A 15,785-nucleotide genomic window follows, 5' to 3' on the forward strand; every position below is an offset into this window, starting at 1 on the left:
AACAGTATGAACTGGACCTGGTTTCACAAGCTCGGCTCGCCCAAGTGGTTCTACGGCATCAGCAGCAAGTTCCTGCCGTGGTTGAGCCTCGCCGCGTTGTTGCTGATCTGCGTTGGCGTCATCTGGGGCCTGGCCTTCGCGCCGCCGGACTATCAGCAAGGCAACAGCTTTCGCATCATCTATATCCACGTACCAGCCGCGATGCTCGCTCAGTCGATCTACGTGATGCTGGCGGTGTGCGGGGTGGTCGGGCTGGTGTGGAAGATGAAACTGGCCGACGTCGCCCTGCAATGCGCCGCACCGATCGGCGCGTGGATGACCGCCGTGGCGCTGGTCACCGGGGCGATCTGGGGCAAGCCGACCTGGGGTTCGTGGTGGGTCTGGGACGCGCGCCTGACCTCGATGCTGATTCTGCTGTTTCTGTATTTCGGCGTGATCGCCCTGGGCAACGCCATCAGCAATCGCGACAGCGCCGCCAAGGCCTGCGCGGTGCTGGCCATCGTCGGTGTGATCAACATTCCGATCATCAAATACTCGGTGGAGTGGTGGAACACCCTGCATCAGGGCGCGACCTTCACCCTCACCGAAAAACCGGCGATGCCCGTCGAGATGTGGCTGCCGCTGCTGCTGACGGTGCTGGGTTTCTACTGTTTCTTCGGCGCCGTGCTGTTGCTGCGCATGCGCCTTGAAGTGCTCAAGCGCGAAGCCCGCGCCAGTTGGGTGAAAGAAGAAGTGCAGAACAGCCTGGAGGCCGCTCGATGAGTTTCGCGTCATTCGGCGACTTCCTCGCCATGGGCCATCACGGCCTGTACGTCTGGTCGGCCTACGGCATCTGTCTGGCGGTACTGATCCTCAACGTGGCGGCGCCGATCGCGGCCCGCAAGCGTTATCTGCAACAAGAGGCGCGTCGTCTGCGCCGGGAGAATGGCAAGTGAATCCGCTGCGTAAAAAGCGTCTGATCATCATCCTGGCAATTCTGGTCGGGGTCGGCGCTGCCGTCGGCCTGGCCCTGAGCGCCCTGCAGCAGAACATCAACCTGTTTTACACGCCGACCCAGATCGCCAGCGGCGAAGCGCCGCAAGACACCCGCATCCGTGCCGGCGGCATGGTCGAGAAGGGCTCACTGCAACGCTCCACAGATTCGCTGGACGTCAAATTCGTGGTCACCGATTTCAACAAGTCCGTGACCATCACCTATCGCGGGATCCTGCCGGACCTGTTCCGCGAAGGGCAGGGCATCGTCGCACTGGGCAAGCTCAATGCTGACGGCGTGGTGGTGGCCGATGAAGTGCTGGCCAAGCACGACGAGAAATACATGCCCCCGGAAGTGACCAAAGCCCTGAAGGACAGCGGTCAATCCGCGCCAACCCCTGCGAAGGAGGGTTGATCGATGACATCCAGCATTTTCATTCCTGAGTTGGGCCATCTGGCCATGATCCTCGCGCTGTGTTTTGCGCTGGTGCAGGCCGTGGTGCCGTTGCTCGGTGCCTGGCGCGGTGATCGTCTGTGGATGGGCCTCGCTCAACCGGCGGCGTGGGGGCAGTTTGCGTTCCTGCTGTTCGCCTTCGGTTGCCTGACTTACGCCTTCATGACCGACGATTTCTCCGTGGCCTACGTCGCGATGAACTCCAACAGCGCGCTGCCGTGGTACTACAAGTTCAGCGCGGTGTGGGGCGCCCACGAAGGGTCGCTGCTGCTGTGGGCGCTGATCCTCGGCGGCTGGACCTTCGCGGTGTCGGTGTTCTCGCGGCAGTTGCCGCAAGTCATGCTCGCTCGCGTGCTGGCGGTGATGGGCATGATCAGCACAGGTTTCCTGCTGTTCCTGATCCTCACCTCCAACCCCTTCTCGCGGATCCTGCCGCAGATCCCGGCCGACGGTCGTGACCTCAATCCGTTGCTGCAGGACATCGGCCTGATCGTTCATCCGCCGATGCTTTACATGGGCTATGTCGGTTTCTCGGTGGCGTTCGCGTTCGCCATCGCCGCATTGCTCGGCGGTCGTCTCGATGCAGCGTGGGCACGCTGGTCGCGTCCGTGGACCATCGTCGCCTGGGCCTTCCTCGGCATCGGCATCACCCTCGGTTCGTGGTGGGCTTACTACGAACTCGGCTGGGGCGGCTGGTGGTTCTGGGACCCGGTGGAAAACGCTTCCTTCATGCCATGGCTGGTGGGCACGGCGCTGATTCACTCACTGGCGGTCACCGAGAAACGTGGCGTGTTCAAGAGCTGGACGGTGTTGCTGGCGATTGCCGCATTCTCCCTGAGCCTGCTCGGTACGTTCCTGGTGCGTTCCGGCGTGCTGACCTCGGTGCACGCGTTTGCCTCCGATCCCGAGCGCGGCGTGTTCATCCTGATCTTCCTGCTGTTTGTGGTCGGCGGCTCGCTGACCCTGTTCGCGCTGCGGGCGCCAGTGGTCAAGAGCCAGGTCGGCTTCAACCTGTGGTCGCGGGAAACCCTGCTGCTGGGTAACAACCTGGTGCTGGTAGTGGCGGCGTCGATGATCCTGCTTGGCACGCTGTACCCGCTGATTCTTGATGCGATCAGCGGCGCCAAACTGTCGGTCGGCCCGCCGTACTTCAACGCGCTGTTCATTCCGTTGATGGCGCTGTTGATGCTGGTGATGGCGGTCGGCGTGATCGTGCGCTGGAAAGACACCCCGGTGAAATGGCTGGTCAGCATGCTGACTCCGGTGCTGCTCGGCAGCGTGGCGCTGGCGGTGGTGGCCGGTGTCGCTTACGGCGATTTCAACTGGGCCGTCATCGCGACGTTCCTGCTCGCGGCCTGGGTGTTGCTGGCCGGCGTGCGCGACATCTTCGACAAGACCCGCCACAAAGGCCTGATCAAAGGCCTGCCGACCCTGACCCGCAGCTACTGGGGCATGCAGATCGCGCATCTGGGCATCGCCGTCTGTGCGCTGGGCGTGGTGTTGTCGAGCCAGAACAGTGCCGAACGTGACCTGCGCCTGGCGCCGGGCGAGTCGATGGATCTGGCCGGTTATCAGTTCGTGTTTGAAGGCGCCAAGCACTTCGAAGGCCCGAACTTCACTTCCGACAAGGGCACCGTTCGGGTGATCCGCAACGGTCAGGAAGTCAGCGTGCTGCACCCGGAAAAGCGCCTGTACACCGTGCAGAACTCGGTGATGACCGAGGCCGGGATCGACGCCGGTTTCACCCGCGACCTCTACGTCGCACTGGGTGAACCGCTGGGTGACGGCGCCTGGGCGGTGCGGGTTCACGTCAAACCGTTCGTGCGCTGGATCTGGTTCGGCGGCCTGCTGACCGGTTTCGGTGGTTTGCTGGCGGCGCTGGATCGGCGTTATCGAGTGAAGGTCAAAGCCAAGGTGCGTGAAGCGCTGGGCATGGAAGGAGCCGCTGCATGAGACGTTGGTTGATGCTGGTGCCATTGGCGATTTTCCTGCTGGTGGCCGTATTCCTTTATCGCGGTCTGTACCTGGATCCGGCGGAACTGCCGTCGGCGATGATCGGCAAACCGTTTCCGGAGTTTTCCCTGCCGCCGGTGCAGGGCGACAAGACCCTGACCAAGGCTGACATCCTCGGCAAACCGGCGCTGGTCAACGTCTGGGGCACCTGGTGCATTTCCTGCCGGGTCGAGCACCCGGTGCTGAACAAACTCGCCGAGCGCGGCGTAGTGATCTACGGCATCAACTACAAGGACACCAACGCCGATGCGCTGAAGTGGCTGGCCGAATTCCACAACCCTTATCAACTGGACATCCGTGACGATGAGGGCTCGCTGGGCTTGAATCTGGGTGTCTACGGCGCACCGGAAACCTTCTTCATCGACGCCAAGGGCATCATCCGCGACAAGTACGTCGGCGTGATCGACGAGCAGGTCTGGCGGGAAAAACTGGCGGCCAAGTATCAGGCACTGGTTGACGAGGCCAAGCCATGAAGCGCTTTTTAGCGGCCATGGTGCTGGGCTTGAGCCTGGCCGGTGTGGCCCACGCCGCCATCGACACCTACGAGTTCGCCAAAGAAGGCGATCGCGAGCGTTTCCGCGAGCTGACCAAGGAACTGCGCTGCCCCAAGTGCCAGAACCAGGACATCGCCGATTCCAACGCACCGATTGCCGCCGACCTGCGCAAAGAGATTTTCCGCATGCTCGGCGAGGGCAAGGACAATCAGCAGATCATCGACTTCATGGTCGATCGCTACGGTGATTTCGTCCGCTACAAACCGGCGCTCAATGCCAAGACCGCTTTGCTCTGGTTCGGCCCGGCCGGTCTGCTGCTGGGTGGGTTCGTGGTGATTGCCGTGATCGTCCGCCGCCGTCGCGGGCAACGCGCCGAGACGCCGCAATCGCTGTCCCCTGAAGAGCGTCAGCGCCTCGACCAACTGTTGGATAAAAACCAAGAATGATTGATTTCTGGCTTGCCGCAGGGCTGTTGCTTCTGGTCGCCCTGAGTTTTCTGCTGATCCCTGTCCTGCGCGAACGTCGCGCCCAGCGTGAGGAGGATCGAACCGCTCTCAACGTCGCCCTGTATCAGGAACGCGTCGCCGAACTGCAATCGCAGCAGGCCGAAGGCGTTCTCGACGCCGCACAAATGGACAGCGGCCGCGCCGAAGCCGCCCGTGAATTGCTGGCCGACACCGAAGGCGTGGCGCCGGCGCGGGTTTCGCGTTTGGGCAAGCCTTTGCCATTGCTGGCAGCGGTGCTGGTGCCGGTGTTGGGCCTCGGTCTGTACTTGCACTTTGGCGCGAGCGACAAGGTCGAACTGACCCGCGAGTTCGCCCAGGCGCCACAGTCGATGGAAGAGATGACCCAACGTCTGGAGCGCGCAGTCGCAGCACAACCGGATTCGGCTGAAGGCGTGTATTTCCTCGGTCGTACCTACATGGCCCAGGATCGCCCGGCGGACGCGGCGAAGATGTTCGAACGCGCGGTCAATCTCGCCGGTCGTCAGCCGGAACTGCTCGGCCAGTGGGCGCAGGCCCAGTACTTTGCCGACAACAAAAAATGGTCGGACAAGGTTCAGGCTCTGACCGATGAAGCGCTGAAAGCCGATCCGAAAGAAGTCACCAGTCTCGGCCTGCTGGGCATCGCCGCGTTCGAAGGCGAGCGTTATCAGGAAGCCATCGACTACTGGAACCGTCTGCTGGCGCAACTGCCGCCGCAGGACAAATCCCGCGAGGCCCTGCAGGGCGGCATCACCCGCGCCACCGAAAAGCTGCAGGCCAGCGGCGGCAAGGTCGCCCAGGCACCGGCGGCGAAAGCGGCGGCGTTGTTGAAAGTGCGTGTGGATCTGGCCAGCGAGCTCAAAGCCAAGGTGCAACCGGGCGATAGCGTGTTCATTTTTGCCCGGGCCACCTCGGGCCCGCCGGCACCGCTGGCGGCCAAGCGCCTGACCGTCGCCGACCTGCCGGTGACCGTCGAACTGAGCGATGCCGACGCAATGATGCCGCAATTGAAACTGTCGAACTTCCCCGAAGTCCAACTGGTTGCGCGTATCTCCCGTGCCGGTCAGCCGACCGCCGGAGAGTGGGTCGGTCGCAGCGGGCCTCTGCCCAGCAGCACCACCGCGCCGCAGACACTGACCATCGACAGCCCGGACAAATAGCCGGAACCAACAGGAAAGCACCGCCATGAATGCCATCGCCCGAATCACAGTCCTCACACTGGCCCTGGGCTTGAGCGCATGTGCGGTGCAACGACCGGAGCCTACCACCAGGCTGCCGCCGATCCCGCCGTCACAACCCGGCCCGACCCCGTCAACCACCCCGACGCCGAGCAAACCGGGCATTCCGGCCAAACCCGCCAAACCCGTCCCGCGCACCTCCGCCAGCTTCGCCCCGCCCCCGGGCGGCAACAGCCACTGGGACCAGAAACTGGGCGTGTACGTACTCGACGACCAGACCAACACCTTCTACCGCCAGCGCACCTACTACCGCTGGAACAACGGCTGGAGCCGCTCGATCAGCCCCAACGGCCCGTGGGAAGAAACCAACATCCACGGCGTACCGGCGGGACTGGGCAAGCAGTTCGGGGAGTAAAAAAACGGCGATCCTTGGATCGCCGTTTTGCTGTCTGGGGTAATGAGCAATACCTCACTCGTATCCTGTCCTCAACGCCTGAGCTTGCTCTGCAAGAAGCGTCATTGCCTGCTCGCTGGGGCAGTGCATCAATCACATGCTGCAAAACAACCGAACGTCGTGCTGCGAATTTCTGTGCTTGAGTAAAGATAACTCTAGGGTTACTTTTGTTAAGCCGAAGCAAGGAGGCGGTTGGTGCAGAGCAGGTTATTGATCAAGGAGCTGGAGGAGGCAGGCTGGACGCTGGACCGGATAACCGGCAGCCACCACATCTTCACGCACCGTTACAACCCATACACGATTCCCGTCCCGCATCCGAAAAAGGATTTGCCGGTCGGGACGGTCAAGAGCATCAGGAGGCGTGCCGGGTTGTACGACCCGCCAGCCAGTTACAGAGGAGATCCGTAATGCAATACCCAATCTGCATCGAATGGGGTGACGAGAACACCGCCATCGGGATTCAGATCCCCGATATTCCCGGCGCGATTACTGCCGGGGATACGTTTGAGGATGCCTACAACGCGGCCGTCGAGATTGCCCACATCATGCTGCAGGAGATCGCGGCGGATGGTGATTCGATCCCGATGCCGACTTCGGCGGCGACCCATCGCAACAACCCGGAGTTCGCGGACATGGGTTGGGGCATGCTCGAGCTGGACATCTCGCCGTACATGGGCAAGACCGAAAAGGTCAACGTGACGTTGCCGGGCTATGTCATCCAGCGCATTGACCGCTATGTGCGTGAGCACAATGTCAAGAGCCGCTCTTCCTTTCTGGCGGATGCCGCCATGGAAAAACTGGTCCGGCATTGAGCATCAGGGACTGTCGGATCAGCGATCCGGCAGTGCTTTCAGATTCTAGGCCGTTGCCAGAACAGGCTTCTGCGAAGCACTCAAAAACCGCACCAGCGCCAGCAGCGGGAACGCGCTGCCGACAATCACGATCCACAACCAGCCACCATGCTCGTATACCGCACTGGCCACCGACGAGCCGAAGGCGCCGCCGACGAAGATGCTGGTCATGTACAGCGCGTTGAGGCGGCCGCGGCTTTTGGCGTCGAGGGAGTAGACCGCGCGCTGGCCGAGCACCATGTTCATCTGTACGCAGAAGTCGAGCACCACACCGGTCACGGCCAGGCCGATCACGCTGTAGGCCGGGTGGATGAAGGCGGGCAGGAAGCTCAGGCTGGCGAACAGCATGGCCAGCAACGAAGCGATGCGGGTGTGGCCGGCGTCGGCCAGACGTCCGCTGATCGGAGCGGCGATGGCACCGATGGCGCCGACCAGGGCGAAGATCGCGATTTCACTCTGGGACAGGCCATGGTTGCGCGCCAGTTCCAGCGGCACGGCAGTCCAGAACAGGCTGAACGTGGCGAACATGCAGGCCTGGTAGAACGCGCGCTGACGCAGCACCGGTTGTTTGCGCAGCAGCGTCCACAACGATCCGAGTAATTGGCCGTAGGAGGCGCTGTGATCCGGCTGGCGCTTGGGCACAGTCAGCGCCAAAACCACGCTGATCGCGGCCATCAAGCCTGCCGCGATCATGAACATCGCCCGCCAGCCGAGGTGGTCGGCGACCACGCTCGACACTGGCCGCGCCAGCAGAATCCCCAGCAGCAGACCGCCCATGATCCCGCCGACCACCCGGCCACGGGATTCTTCCGGCGCCAGATGCGCCGCCAATGGAATCAGCACCTGCACCGACACCGAGCTGAAGCCCACCAGCAACGAAATCAGCAGGAACACATTCGGTTGATCGGTAAACGCCGCACCCAGCAGGCTGGCAATTGCCACCACGGTGGTGATGATCATCAGACGGCGGTTTTCCAGCAGATCCGCCAGCGGCACCAGAAAGAACAGGCCCAGCGCATAGCCGATCTGGGTCAGCGACACGATGAAACTGGCCATGGTGTCGCTCAGGCCGATGTCCGGCGCGATCAGGCCGATGATCGGCTGGGCGTAGTAGATGTTGGCAACGATGGCGCCGCAGCAGAAAGCGAACAGCAGCACCATGCCTCGGGTCATTGCGTGAGTTGTGGCGGTCATAGGGTTTCTCGATCCAGCGAAAAGGAATGCGGTGAGGCTAAGGGACGGGCCGAGCCGGCAGTAGAGGCTTCTGATCGATATCAGTTATTCCGTTGCGGAATGGGTGGCGCCGAACAACCCATTGTTCATCGGCGAACCTTGCGTCCGACCGTTGAGCGTCGATGATACATTCACTTACATCTTGTTCGATAGCGTGCTTATGTTGTGACCGGGTTTCAGCATTCATCAACGGAGGATTGCGATGTTTCGTCAGTTGCTTCGCCACACCACAACGATTGCCCTGATCAGTCTGCTCGGCGCCACGGCCGTGCAGGCCGCCGAAGCGCCCGGCATGCGCATGGGCGTGCGCGGCGAAATCACCGGGGTCGGTCCAGACTCGCTCAAGATTCACGTCAACACGGGTGAAAACGTGGTGGTCCAGTTGACCCCGGACACCAAGGTTCGCGCGGTCACCCTGGCCAATATCGAAGACATCAAGCCCGGCAGCTACATCGGCTCGGCCGCCATTCCCCAGGAAGATGGCACGCTCAAGGCGCTGGAGGTTCATGTGTTTCCGCCGGAGCTGGCCGGCAGCGGCGACGGTCATCGGCCGTTCGACCTGGCCAAGGGCAGCAGCATGACCAACGGCAGCGTCGGCGATCTGGTGGTCAGCAACGGCCGGGTGCTGACCGTCAACTACAAGGGCGGCCAGCAGAAGATCCTGGTGCCGGAGGATGTGCCGATCGTCAACCTGACGCCGGGCGATCGCAGCCTGCTCAAGGTCGGGGTGAAGATCGTTACCTTCGTGACCCAGAGCGCGGACGGCACGCTGACCGCGCAATCGATCTCGGCGGGCAAGGATGGCGTCAAGCCACCCATGTAGCCGGCCACAAAAAAGGCGACCTCTTCAGGTCGCCTTCTTCATATCAGCTCACGCCTTACTGGCCGCTGTAGATCTGGTCGAAGATCCCGCCATCGTTGAAGTGGGTCTTCTGCACGGTGCGCCAGTCGCCGAAGGTCTTCTCGACCGACAGGAAGTCGACTTTCGGGAAGCGGTCGGTGTACTTGGCCAGCACCGCCGGGTCACGTGGACGCAGGTAGTTGGCGGCCGCGATTTCCTGACCTTCCGGCGACCACAGGAACTTCAGGTATTCCTCGGCAGCGGCGCGGGAGCCTTTCTTCTCGACCACTTTGTCGACCACCGACACCGGCGGCTCGGCTTCGGCGGAGACGCTCGGGTAGATGACTTCGAACTGGTCGCGGCCAAATTCACGGGCGATCATTTCGGCTTCGTTTTCGAAGGTCACCAGCACGTCGCCGATCTGGTTGGTCATGAACGTGGTGGTCGCGGCGCGGCCACCGGTATCCAGCACCGGTGCCTGTTTGAACAGCTTGCCGACGAAGTCCTTGGCCTTGTTCTCGTCACCGCCGTTTTTCAGCACATAGCCCCACGCCGACAGGTAGGTGTAGCGGCCGTTGCCCGAGGTTTTCGGGTTCGGCACGATAACCTGCACGCCGTCCTTGAGCAGGTCCGGCCAGTCTTTCAGGGCTTTCGGGTTGCCTTTGCGCACGATGAATACGGTGGCCGAGGTGAACGGCGCGCTGTTGTTCGGCAGACGGGTGACCCAGTCCTTCGGCACCAGTTGGCCGTTGTCGGCCAGGGCATTGATGTCGGTGGCCATGTTCATGGTGATGACGTCAGCCGGCAGGCCGTCGATCACCGAACGGGCTTGCTTGCTCGAACCGCCGAAAGACATCTGCACCGTGATGTTTTCGTTGTGTTCGGCCTGCCAGTGTTTCTGGAACGCAGTGTTGTAGTCCTTGTAGAAATCGCGCATCACGTCGTAGGACACGTTGAGCAGGGTCGGTGCGGCCTGAGCCACGCTGCCGAAGGCAAGACCTGCGGCGAGAAGTGAGGCGCCAAAGAGTTTTTTCACTACGCATTCCTTGTTCTGTAGGGGTGTTTTTTTACAAAGATGAGGCCATTTGCCAGCGACTATAGCGGGGCACGCATAGTCGTTTAAAGATTAAAAAGAACTTTGCTTATTCCATTTTTTTGAATAACGGATTGCCGCATCGCGAACAGAATGCGGCGCCGCTTTCATGGCTTTTTTTCTGGCAAACCGGGCAGTCGTGTTGCAACTGTTCACCACGCATCGCATTGGCCAGTTCGGCGGTGAAGATTCCGGTGGGTACCGCGATGATCGAGTAACCAGTGATCATCACCAGCGACGAAATCACCTGGCCCAACGGAGTCTTCGGCACGATGTCGCCGAAGCCGACGGTGGTCAGGGTCACGATAGCCCAATAGATGCCCTTGGGAATGCTGGTGAAGCCGTGTTCCGGGCCTTCGATCACGTACATCAACGTGCCGAAGACCGTCACGAGTGTGCAGACGCTCACCAGAAACACCACGATCTTCTGCTTGCTGCCGCGCAGCGCCGACATCAGGTAGTTGGCTTGCTTGAGGTACGGACTGAGTTTGAGGACGCGGAAAATTCGCAGCATCCGAATGATCCGGATAATCAGCAAATACTGCGCATCGCTGTAGTACAGCGCGAGGATGCCCGGCACGATCGCCAGCAGATCCACCAATCCGTAAAAACTGAAGGCATAGCGCAACGGTTTGGGCGAGCAGTACAGACGCAGGATGTACTCGCCGGCAAAGATGATGGTGAACCCCCACTCGATATACGCCAGCACATCGGCGTAATTGCGGTGAACGCTGTCGATGCTGTCGAGCATCACGATCACCAGGCTGGCGAGAATGATCAACAGCAGGATGCCGTCGAAACGTCGCCCGGCGGGGGTGTCGCTCTGGAAAATCATGACGTAAAGCTGTTCACGCCAGTGCTGGTTACTGTCCATGGATCACGCCTGAATCAAAGATCAGCGCAGCCTAGGTTGATTCTCCCCGCGAGCGCAAGGCGTGACATTGATCTCCGGTTGGCGCATCAGGCGAATGCCGGTGCGCAGCAGCCAGCAGGCGAGAATGAACGGTGCAGTGAGGGGCGCCAGACCCAGGGCGCTGAACAGCGGCGCCAACAGCAGCGCCAGGCCGATGCCGAACAGCGGCAGCCACGGTTGCTGGCGCTGGGTGCTGAAGGCGAGGGCGGCAAGTACCGCGTTGTAGCCACCCAGACCGAGCAACGCGACCTGACTGTCGTGGTGCAACAGGCTGGAACCCAGGCCAATCGCCGAAGCCAGCAGCGCCCAGGCAAAGGCCCGGCGATCGGCGATCAGCAAACCGGCAGCGATCAAACCACCGGCCAGCGGATGATCGAGGAACATCACCTGACCGAAACCTTTCAGGGCGGCACCGAGCAGGTTCACGGTGTTCAGTTCAAGCACCGGTGCGGCGGACAAAGGCTCGGCGAAACACAGGAACACCCAGCTCAGCAACACGAACGGCGCGGTGTAGGCGGGCAGGTATTCGGTGAGGCGTGCGCGTTTGAGCCATTGCTGCGTGATCATCGCGCTCAGGCCACCGGCCGCCAGAATCAGCGGCGGCAGCATCGGCGACCAAGGGAAATACAGGCTCAGCAACAGGCCGACCAGCACGCCGTTGTAGCTGAACAGTCCGGCCTGGCGATCCGCCTTGGCGTAGTTGCGCCGTTGCGCGGTGAGCAAACCGGCGACCGCACCGAGCAGCGCGCCGGCGAACAGCACCGGCGCGGTGAATAAAATGGCCAGAAGGCACAGCAGGCCACACAGCGGATGGCGCTGGAGGAAGATTTGACTGAAGCCGTTGAGCAAAGCCTCGGCCCAGTCAGGGCAGTGGGTGTTGAAATGATTGGCAGGCATGTCTGGAGAATCTGGGCAGTAGGAAAATCAAAGGGTCTTGCGTGAAACGGTGGCGAGGGAGCTCGTGCCCGGTGCATGCGGCGTCTCTTGTGGAAACCGTCATGCCGGGCGACGGGAGCACGCTCCCTCGCCACACAGGTGTTGCTTAAATCAATGTTTCGATCCGCAGCGAATTAGTCGACCCCGGCTGCCCGAACGGCACACCCGCGGTGATCAGCAACGTATCGCCACGCTCGGCCATTCCTTGCGCCTGAGCGATTTCCAGCGCGGTCGAGCACACCTCATCCACCTGACGCAGGCGATCATTGACCACCGAATGAATGCCCCACGCCACGCTCAACCGGCGGGCGGTCTGCAGGTTCGGCGTCAGGTTCAGGATCGGCGCTTTCGGCCGCTCCCGCGCCGCACGCAGACTCGATGCGCCGGACTCGCTGTAGTTGACCAGCACCGCCACCGGCAGCACGTTGCTGATCCGGCGGATTGCGCAGCTGATCGCATCGGACACGGTCGCTTCGGCTTTCGGGCGGCTGACGTCGAGTTGGGTCTGGTAGTCCGGACCGTTCTCCACCTGGCGGATGATCTTGCTCATCATCTGCACGGCTTCCAGCGGATACTCGCCGGACGCGGTTTCTGCCGACAGCATCACCGCATCGGCACCTTCGGCCACGGCGTTGGCGACGTCGGTGACTTCGGCGCGGGTCGGGGCCGGCGAGAAGCGCATCGACTCGAGCATCTGCGTCGCCACCACCACCGGTTTGCCGAGATGACGGCAGGTGGTGATGATGTTTTTCTGGATCTGCGGCACGCTCTCGGCGGGCACTTCCACGCCCAGATCGCCACGAGCCACCATGATCGCGTCGCTCAGCTCGGCGATCTCGCGCAGCTGCTCGACGGCCGATGGCTTCTCGATTTTCGCCATCAGGAACGCCTTGTCGCCGATCAGTTCGCGGGCCTCGAGGATGTCTTGCGGACGCTGCACGAACGACAGCGCGACCCAGTCCACACCCAGCTCCAGACCGAAGCTCAGGTCACGACGATCCTTGGTGGTCAGCGGGCTCAGGTCGAGCACCGCTTGCGGCACGTTCACGCCTTTGCGGTCCGACAGTTCGCCGCCGTTGAGCACGGTGGTGTCGATCGCGTCGGAGTATTTGGTGACGACCCGCAGGCGCAGTTTGCCGTCATCCAGCAGCAGATCCATCCCGGCTTCCAGCGCCGCGATGATTTCCGGATGCGGCAGGTTTACCCGGCGTTCGTCGCCCGGTGTCGCATCCAGATCGAGGCGGAAGGCCTGACCACGATGCAACTGAACCTTGCCGTCCGCGAACTTGCCGACCCGCAGCTTCGGCCCTTGCAGGTCCATCAGGATCCCGAGCGGGTAGTTGAGCTGGCGCTCGACTTCGCGGATCCACTGATAGCGCTTGGCGTGGTCGGCGTGGTCGCCGTGGCTGAAGTTGAGGCGGAAGATATTGACCCCGGCCTCGACCAGCTCGCGGATGTCTTCGATGCCGTCGACGGCAGGCCCGAGGGTGGCGAGGATTTTGACCTTTTTATCAGGCGTCATGATTTAGAGCTCTCGAGGATCAGGATGGCGCGGAAGTCGTTGACGTTGGTGCGAGTCGGCTCGGTGACGATCAGCGCATCGAGCGCCGCGAAGTAGCCGTAGCCGTTGTTGTTATCCAGCTCGTCGCTGGCGCTCAGGCCCAGGGTGGCGGCGCGGGCGTAGCTGTCCGGGGTCATGATTGCGCCGGCGTTGTCTTCCGAGCCGTCGATGCCGTCGGTGTCGCCGGCCAGCGCATAGACGCCGGGTTGGCCCTTGAGGCTGTCGGTGAGGCTGAGGAGGAATTCGGCGTTGCGTCCGCCACGGCCATTGCCGCGCACGGTCACCGTGGTTTCGCCACCGGAGAGAATCACGCACGGCGCCGCCAGCGGCTGACCGTGATGGATGATCTGGCGCGCGATGCCGGCGTGGACTTTCGCCACTTCGCGGGATTCGCCTTCCAGGTCGCCGAGGATCAGCGTGCTGAAACCGGCCTGACGGCATTTCACCGCCGCCGCATCCAGCGATTGCTGGGGGCGGGCGATCAACTGGAAGTGACTGCGGGCCAGGCTCGGATCACCGGGTTTGACGGTTTCCGATTCCGGGCTTTGCAGCCAGCTGCGCACGGAGGCCGGGATCTCGATGCCGTAGCGCTTGATGATCGCCAGCGCTTCGGCGCTGGTGCTCGGGTCGGCCACGGTCGGGCCGGAGGCGATGACCGTGGCAAGGTCGCCCGGCACATCGGAAATCGCATAGGTATAAACAGTCGCTGGCCAGCAGGCTTTGCCCAGACGTCCGCCCTTGATCGCCGAGAGGTGCTTGCGCACGCAGTTCATCTCGCCGATGGTTGCGCCGGATTTGAGCAGGGCTTTGTTGATCGATTGTTTGTCGGCCAGGGTGATGCCTTCGGCCGGCAGCGCCAGCAGGGCAGAGCCGCCGCCGGACAACAGGAAAATCACGCGGTCGTCTTCGGTCAGGTTGCTGACCAGTTCCAGCACGCGCTTGGCCACGGCCAGCCCGGCAGCGTCCGGCACCGGGTGCGCGGCTTCGACCACTTCGATTTTTTCGCACGGGGCGCCGTGACCGTAGCGGGTCACCACAAGACCCGAGACTTCACCTTCCCAGCAGCGCTCGACCACTTGCGCCATGGCAGCGGCAGCCTTGCCGGCGCCGATGACGATCACGCGACCTGTGCGATCGGCCGGCAGATGAGCTTCGAGGACCTGGTTCGGATGGGCCGCGTCGATGGCTGTGGCAAACAGCTCGCGCAGCAGTTGTTGCGGATCGACCGACATGGCGGGCTCCCGGAATTCTTGTTATTGGGATAGAGCGACAGCGATGCAGCGACGCGATCCTTATGGGAGCTGGCTTGCCAGCGATTCAGGCGCTGCGGTCTTTCAGGCCGAGCGAGTCGATGCCATCGCGGGCAAGCCCGCTCCCACAGGGAGCGGGTCAGGGACGCAACTTACTTCTTGTCGCGAATCGAGAAGTTGGCCATGTGTTCCAGGCCCTTGATCAGCGCCGAGTGGTCCCAGTTGCTGCCACCGATGGCCGCGCAGGTGCTGAACACTTGCTGGGCGTTGGCGGTGTTCGGCAGGTTGATGTTCAGCTCCTTGGCGCCTTGCAGGGCCAGGTTCAGGTCCTTCTGGTGCAGGCTGATACGGAAGCCCGGATCGAAGGTGCCCTTGATCATGCGCTCGCCGTGCACTTCGAGGATCTTTGAGGAGGCGAAACCGCCCATCAATGCCTCACGCACCTTGGCTGGATCGGCACCGTTTTTCGAGGCGAACAGCAGGGCTTCGGCGACGGCCTGAATGTTCAGGGCAACGATGATCTGGTTCGCCACCTTGGCGGTCTGACCGTCGCCATTGCCACCGACCAGGGTGATGTTCTTGCCCATGGCCTGGAACAGCGGCAGTGCGCGTTCGAAGGCATCGGCGTCGCCACCGACCATGATGCTCAGGGTCGCGGCCTTGGCGCCGACTTCACCGCCGGACACCGGGGCGTCGAGGTATTGCGCGCCTTTCTCGTTGATCTTCGCGGCGAAAGCCTTGGTGGCGGTCGGCGAGATCGAGCTCATGTCGATCACCACCTTGCCTTTGCCGATGCCGGCCGCGACGCCGTCGGCGCGGAACAGCACGTCTTCGACCTGCGGGGTATCCGGCACCATGACGATGATGAATTCAGCTTCCTGAGCCACTTCGCGCGGGTTGGCCAGAGCGACGGCGCCAGCGGCGACCAGGTCGGCAGGGGCAGCATCGTGGTGCGCCGACAGGAACAGGCTGTGACCGGCTTTCTGCAGGTTCGCCGCCATTGGGTGGCCCATGATGCCGGTGCCGATAAATCCGATTTTAGCCATGAGAAATTCCT

18 protein-coding genes are annotated in these 15,785 nt (G+C 62.3%); 11 read left to right on the plus strand and 7 right to left on the minus strand.

The features are described from left to right. The first annotated feature begins 6 nt into the window (after positions 1–6). From QRN46_RS09575 to QRN46_RS09620, 10 genes are all read left to right on the plus strand, one after another. Entirely contained in the window at positions 7–762 is a 756-nt protein-coding gene (locus QRN46_RS09575) for a heme ABC transporter permease (protein WP_039769743.1), read from the plus strand. Further along, entirely contained in the window at positions 759–935 is a 177-nt protein-coding gene (ccmD, locus tag QRN46_RS09580; protein WP_011333085.1) for a heme exporter protein CcmD, read from the plus strand. Before QRN46_RS09575 ends, ccmD begins: the two co-directional genes overlap by 4 nt. Continuing rightward, the gene (gene ccmE, locus QRN46_RS09585; RefSeq protein WP_285354583.1) at positions 932–1,387 is read left to right on the plus strand and encodes a cytochrome c maturation protein CcmE; all 456 of its coding nucleotides are present in this window, start codon (positions 932–934) and stop codon (positions 1,385–1,387) included. Before ccmD ends, ccmE begins: the two co-directional genes overlap by 4 nt. A gap of 3 nt (positions 1,388–1,390) precedes the next feature. Beyond that, positions 1,391–3,379 (plus strand): heme lyase CcmF/NrfE family subunit, encoded by a 1,989-nt coding sequence (locus QRN46_RS09590; RefSeq protein ID WP_011333087.1) that lies wholly within the window; start codon positions 1,391–1,393, stop codon positions 3,377–3,379. After that, complete coding sequence (locus tag QRN46_RS09595) at positions 3,376–3,912, plus strand: DsbE family thiol:disulfide interchange protein (RefSeq protein WP_285354584.1); 537 nt, start codon at positions 3,376–3,378, stop codon at positions 3,910–3,912. The genes QRN46_RS09590 and QRN46_RS09595 overlap by 4 nt, the downstream gene beginning before the upstream one ends. After that, positions 3,909–4,379, plus strand: a complete 471-nt coding sequence (locus QRN46_RS09600) for a cytochrome c-type biogenesis protein (protein WP_011333089.1) — start codon at positions 3,909–3,911, stop codon at positions 4,377–4,379. The genes QRN46_RS09595 and QRN46_RS09600 overlap by 4 nt, the downstream gene beginning before the upstream one ends. Then, the gene (gene ccmI, locus QRN46_RS09605) at positions 4,376–5,578 is read left to right on the plus strand and encodes a c-type cytochrome biogenesis protein CcmI (protein ID WP_285354585.1); all 1,203 of its coding nucleotides are present in this window, start codon (positions 4,376–4,378) and stop codon (positions 5,576–5,578) included. Before QRN46_RS09600 ends, ccmI begins: the two co-directional genes overlap by 4 nt. A gap of 25 nt (positions 5,579–5,603) precedes the next feature. After that, positions 5,604–6,011 carry a hypothetical protein gene (locus tag QRN46_RS09610; protein ID WP_064378639.1) on the plus strand — a complete coding sequence of 136 codons (408 nt, stop codon included), beginning with the start codon at positions 5,604–5,606 and terminating at the stop codon, positions 6,009–6,011. Between the two features lie 234 nt (positions 6,012–6,245). Continuing rightward, the gene (locus QRN46_RS09615; protein ID WP_041475177.1) at positions 6,246–6,458 is read left to right on the plus strand and encodes a type II toxin-antitoxin system HicA family toxin; all 213 of its coding nucleotides are present in this window, start codon (positions 6,246–6,248) and stop codon (positions 6,456–6,458) included. Further along, positions 6,458–6,862, plus strand: a complete 405-nt coding sequence (locus QRN46_RS09620; protein ID WP_011333093.1) for a type II toxin-antitoxin system HicB family antitoxin — start codon at positions 6,458–6,460, stop codon at positions 6,860–6,862. The genes QRN46_RS09615 and QRN46_RS09620 overlap by 1 nt, the downstream gene beginning before the upstream one ends. Positions 6,863–6,907: 45 nt before the next feature. On the opposite strand, the gene QRN46_RS09625 is transcribed toward QRN46_RS09620, so the two are convergent. Beyond that, positions 6,908–8,095: an MFS transporter gene (locus QRN46_RS09625; RefSeq protein ID WP_011333094.1), complete on the minus strand. Its 1,188-nt coding sequence runs from the start codon at positions 8,093–8,095 to the stop codon at positions 6,908–6,910. 241 nt (positions 8,096–8,336) lie between these two features. On the opposite strand from QRN46_RS09625, the gene QRN46_RS09630 reads away from it, so the two are divergent. Continuing rightward, positions 8,337–8,957, plus strand: coding sequence for a DUF5666 domain-containing protein (locus tag QRN46_RS09630; RefSeq protein WP_085655459.1), 621 nt, complete (start codon positions 8,337–8,339; stop codon positions 8,955–8,957). Between the two features lie 55 nt (positions 8,958–9,012). On the opposite strand, the gene QRN46_RS09635 is transcribed toward QRN46_RS09630, so the two are convergent. The 6 genes from QRN46_RS09635 to QRN46_RS09660 form a co-directional block, all read right to left on the minus strand. Next, on the minus strand, positions 9,013–10,011 hold the full coding sequence (locus QRN46_RS09635) for a sulfate ABC transporter substrate-binding protein (protein WP_085747093.1): 999 nt from the start codon (positions 10,009–10,011) through the stop codon (positions 9,013–9,015). Between the two features lie 106 nt (positions 10,012–10,117). Further along, positions 10,118–10,942 carry an ion transporter gene (locus tag QRN46_RS09640; RefSeq protein WP_039769763.1) on the minus strand — a complete coding sequence of 275 codons (825 nt, stop codon included), beginning with the start codon at positions 10,940–10,942 and terminating at the stop codon, positions 10,118–10,120. A 21-nt stretch (positions 10,943–10,963) separates the two neighbouring features. Beyond that, positions 10,964–11,878, minus strand: a complete 915-nt coding sequence (locus QRN46_RS09645; RefSeq protein ID WP_221615231.1) for an urea transporter — start codon at positions 11,876–11,878, stop codon at positions 10,964–10,966. Between the two features lie 145 nt (positions 11,879–12,023). Beyond that, entirely contained in the window at positions 12,024–13,439 is a 1,416-nt protein-coding gene (pyk, locus tag QRN46_RS09650) for a pyruvate kinase (RefSeq protein ID WP_011333099.1), read from the minus strand. Next, positions 13,436–14,710, minus strand: coding sequence for a glycerate kinase type-2 family protein (locus tag QRN46_RS09655; protein WP_221615232.1), 1,275 nt, complete (start codon positions 14,708–14,710; stop codon positions 13,436–13,438). Before QRN46_RS09655 ends, pyk begins: the two co-directional genes overlap by 4 nt. Positions 14,711–14,880: 170 nt before the next feature. Continuing rightward, entirely contained in the window at positions 14,881–15,774 is an 894-nt protein-coding gene (locus tag QRN46_RS09660; protein ID WP_085605836.1) for a 2-hydroxy-3-oxopropionate reductase, read from the minus strand. Positions 15,775–15,785: the final 11 nt, after the last annotated feature.

The sequence above is a fragment of the Pseudomonas sp. lyk4-R2A-10 genome (assembly GCF_030209075.1).
GTDB classification, from domain to species: Bacteria; Pseudomonadota; Gammaproteobacteria; order Pseudomonadales; family Pseudomonadaceae; genus Aquipseudomonas; species Aquipseudomonas glycinae.

Bases quoted from the DNA above. Each gene is read 5' to 3' on its own strand.
- QRN46_RS09575 (WP_039769743.1), top strand. From the start codon at position 7: ATGAACTGGACCTGGTTTCACAAGCTCGGCTCGCCCAAGTGGTTCTAC.
- ccmD (WP_011333085.1), top strand. From the start codon at position 759: ATGAGTTTCGCGTCATTCGGCGACTTCCTCGCCATGGGCCATCACGGC.
- QRN46_RS09590 (WP_011333087.1), top strand. From the start codon at position 1,391: ATGACATCCAGCATTTTCATTCCTGAGTTGGGCCATCTGGCCATGATC.
- QRN46_RS09595 (WP_285354584.1), top strand. From the start codon at position 3,376: ATGAGACGTTGGTTGATGCTGGTGCCATTGGCGATTTTCCTGCTGGTG.
- QRN46_RS09600 (WP_011333089.1), top strand. From the start codon at position 3,909: ATGAAGCGCTTTTTAGCGGCCATGGTGCTGGGCTTGAGCCTGGCCGGT.
- ccmI (WP_285354585.1), top strand. From the start codon at position 4,376: ATGATTGATTTCTGGCTTGCCGCAGGGCTGTTGCTTCTGGTCGCCCTG.
- QRN46_RS09610 (WP_064378639.1), top strand. From the start codon at position 5,604: ATGAATGCCATCGCCCGAATCACAGTCCTCACACTGGCCCTGGGCTTG.
- QRN46_RS09620 (WP_011333093.1), top strand. From the start codon at position 6,458: ATGCAATACCCAATCTGCATCGAATGGGGTGACGAGAACACCGCCATC.
- QRN46_RS09625 (WP_011333094.1), bottom strand. From the start codon at position 8,095: ATGACCGCCACAACTCACGCAATGACCCGAGGCATGGTGCTGCTGTTC.
- QRN46_RS09630 (WP_085655459.1), top strand. From the start codon at position 8,337: ATGTTTCGTCAGTTGCTTCGCCACACCACAACGATTGCCCTGATCAGT.
- QRN46_RS09640 (WP_039769763.1), bottom strand. From the start codon at position 10,942: ATGGACAGTAACCAGCACTGGCGTGAACAGCTTTACGTCATGATTTTC.
- QRN46_RS09645 (WP_221615231.1), bottom strand. From the start codon at position 11,878: ATGCCTGCCAATCATTTCAACACCCACTGCCCTGACTGGGCCGAGGCT.
- pyk (WP_011333099.1), bottom strand. From the start codon at position 13,439: ATGACGCCTGATAAAAAGGTCAAAATCCTCGCCACCCTCGGGCCTGCC.
- QRN46_RS09655 (WP_221615232.1), bottom strand. From the start codon at position 14,710: ATGTCGGTCGATCCGCAACAACTGCTGCGCGAGCTGTTTGCCACAGCC.
- QRN46_RS09660 (WP_085605836.1), bottom strand. From the start codon at position 15,774: ATGGCTAAAATCGGATTTATCGGCACCGGCATCATGGGCCACCCAATG.